Source organism: Kosakonia quasisacchari (assembly GCF_004331415.1).
GTDB lineage: Bacteria > Pseudomonadota > Gammaproteobacteria > Enterobacterales > Enterobacteriaceae > Kosakonia > Kosakonia quasisacchari.
Genome location: NZ_SJOP01000051.1, coordinates 1 through 3,082, shown reverse-complemented (window position 1 = coordinate 3,082; position 3,082 = coordinate 1). Strand labels below are relative to the sequence as shown.

Sequence of the window (3,082 nt, the reverse complement as noted above, 5' to 3'; positions counted from 1 at the left end):
TGGCCATCGCCATCCGCGCCATCAGCGTCGCCGCTGCCGGGCTGTTATCCAGCGTCAGACTGTTGAGCCCGGTCAGCGTGCCGTTGTTAGTGATACGGCTTTCATGTGCCGACAGCGTTTTGCCCTGCACGCTGCCGTTGTTGGTGAGCTGTTGCCCGCGCAGGGTGATGTCCCCGGCGCTGAGCAGTTGTCCGTCGTTATTGAGCGTCTGCGCACGGAGCGTCATCGCCCCCTGGCTGGTAAGCGCGCCCGGCAGTGCCAGCGTGCCTGTCACATCCGCGGTTAGTTCGCCCTGGCTCAGCAGCGAACCGCCGGACGTCCAGTCATCCGCCGTCACACTGACCCGCCCGCCCTGCAGGGTGCCTCCGGTGTTCAGTTGCCCGGCGTTCAGCGTGAAATCGCCGCCGCTCAGCGTGCGCGAGTTCGCCCCGGTGACCAGTGTGGCGGCCTCCGTACGCAGGCCGTTCGTCCCCTGCCACAATCCATTATTGACGAGCGTACCGGCATGCAGCGCCAGCGTGTCGCCGGTGAGGCGCCCGGCACTGGTGATGGCGTCTGCCCGCAGGTCTGTTACACCGCCGCTGACCATCTGCCCGTCGCTGGTGAGTCCACCGCTGTAGACGCCGCTCAGGCCGTGCAGCCCGTTGATGAGGTTGCTGTTGTCGAGCGTGGTGCCGGTGAGGGAAACCGTCTCGCCCTGCAGCGTGCCGGCGTTACTCAGGCTGCCGCCGTCAAACGTCAGCGCACCACCGGAAAGCCAGTTACCGGAGGTGGTGTTGATGATACTGCCTGCATGCGCCTGTGCCTGCTGTGCGCCCTGAATCAGGCCGCTGTTGGTCAGCGTGTCGCCGGTCAGGGAAACGGTGTTCCCGGCAATCTGTCCGCTGTTGCCGAGCGCATCCGCGCGAAGCAAAGCCGCATGGTGTGCCAGCAGCGTGCCGCTGTTGCTCAGTGTGCTGTCAGAAGTGATATCCAGTGCGTCCGCTTCCAGACTGCCGCTGTTCACCAGCTTACCGGCATGAAGCGTCAGCGCATCCTGCACATACAGCAGCCCCTGGTTTTCCAGCGTATCAAGGTTTACATCAAGTGCACCGCCGCTTGCCAGCTGACCATTACGGCCATTAAACAGGCTCTGCGTGGCGAAGCTCAGGCTGCGATTGCCCTGCAGAATGCCGTTGCTGATGATGTCCGGTGCGGTCACGGCGAGGTCGTTTGCCGCCAGCGTGCCGTCGTTGTTCAGCTGTGCCGCGCGGATATCCGCCTGACCCTGGCTCAGCATCTGCCCCTGGTTAGCGAGTGTGCCGGTCGCCTGTACGTTCAGCGCGTCCTGCGCCTGCACCGTGCCGCTGTTGTGCAGGCTGTCCGCCGTGGCGGTCAGGGTTTTTCCCTGCATCCGGCCCGCGTTGTCCAGGGCTTTACCCTGCAGTGCCAGACTACCGCCGCTGACAAGCTGCCCGTCCGCGGTAGTGGTCAGCGTGTTGCCATCCCACGTCAGCCCGTCCGTCCCCTGAATCAGACCGCTGCTGTGCAAATCGCCGTGCAGGGCGAGCACTTTCGCCATCAGCACGCCGCTGTTCGTGTTGTTATCTGCCGTCAGCGTCATCGCCTGCCGGCTGACCACCCTGCCCTGGTTATCCAGCGTGCCGCTGACCGTGGCGGTCAGCCCGTTCTGCCCGAGAGCCGTACCGGTGTTCATCCACTGACCGGTTGCGAGGTTCAGCGTGTCGCCCTGTATCTGCCCGGCATTCTCCAGCCGGTCATTTTTCAGCGACACCGCGCCGTTACTGAGCAGCAGGCCGCCCTGCTGGTTAGTCAGCGTGGTACCAGAAGCGGTCAGCAGCGCCGTGCCCTGCAGCGTGCCGCTGCTGGTGATGTCAGCGCTGTTCAGCGCCAGGTTTTTCGCGGCAATCAGGCCGCTGTTGCTCAGTTGCGACGTGTTCAGCGTGGCGCTGTCGTCCGCGACAATGTGCCCGTCCGCCGCGTTATTCACCTGTTGCGCCAGCGTCAGCAGCAACGCGGTGGCACTCAGGTTGCCCTGGTTATCGAGGGTCTGCCCGCTGAGGTTCAGCGTACCGCCGCTCGCCAGCGACCCGCCGTTGGTGGTGTTCTGTGCGTTAAGCGTCAGCGCGTCGTCGCCCTGCACGCTGCCCGTATTACTGAGTGTGTTCGCGGTGATGCCGGTGGTTTTTGCCGCCAGCACGCCACGGTTACTGATGTCATCCGCCGTCAGGCTGAGCGTGTTATCCGCCAGCAGCCGTCCGCTGTTCTCCAGGCGGGCGTAGTCGCTGAACAGGTTCACACCGTTTATTTCGCCGCTGCTGGTCAGACTGTTGCCGTGCAGATACAGGTTACCGTCGGTGGTGATTAACCCGCTGTTGTTCAGTTGCGGGATGGCAAGCGTCAGGTCTTTTGCAGAATAGAGCGTGCCGCCGGTGAGGTTATCCAGCCAGTCCGTCTGCAGGTTCAGAGCCTGTGTGCCCTGCAGCAGCCCGCTGTTGGTGATATGTGTGCTGCCGAGGCTGAGCGTATCCGCGACCAGCGTGCCACTGTTGTTCAGCGCATCAGGGGCGGTCAGGATGATGGCGGATGCATTCGACTTCCCGCCGTGACTGACGGATTTCGCCGTCACGCTGAGCGTGCCTTTCGCTGCGTGAGTGCCGTTCAGCGTGGCGCTGTCAGCGGTCGCAAGGGCCATGTCACTGCCGCTCTGCAGCTGTGCCTGCTGGCGGGTCTGCAGGTCAGCCGCTTTCACGCTCAGGGCCTTACCGGCATTCACCTGCCCGCCGATATCAACGGTGGTCTGCGCGGTCAGCGTCACATCGCCTTTCGCGGTAACAGTGGAGCCGGTGCCGGTGGTCAGCGCACCGGCCTTCACGTTCAGGGAATCGTCAGCGGCCAGGGTGCCGTTGTTCTGTACCCCATCGCCGGAGGCAGCAAGCGTCTGCCCCTGCAGTGTGCCGCTGTTGTTCAGCATGGACGCCGAGGCGGTGAGCTGATTTTTCGCAGCGATGGTGCCCTGGTTATCCAGTTGTCCGGCGGTAATGTGGGTATCACCCGCCGCCATCAGCGTGCCGCTGTTGTT

Annotated in this window: 1 protein-coding gene; it reads right to left on the bottom strand. The window is 63.8% G+C overall.

Annotation, left to right across the window (positions count from 1 at the left end; genetic code table 11):
* Window positions 1–3,082 (bottom strand): beta strand repeat-containing protein (locus tag E0L21_RS24540; protein WP_407928696.1); only part of this gene is annotated, 3,082 nt, incomplete at both ends.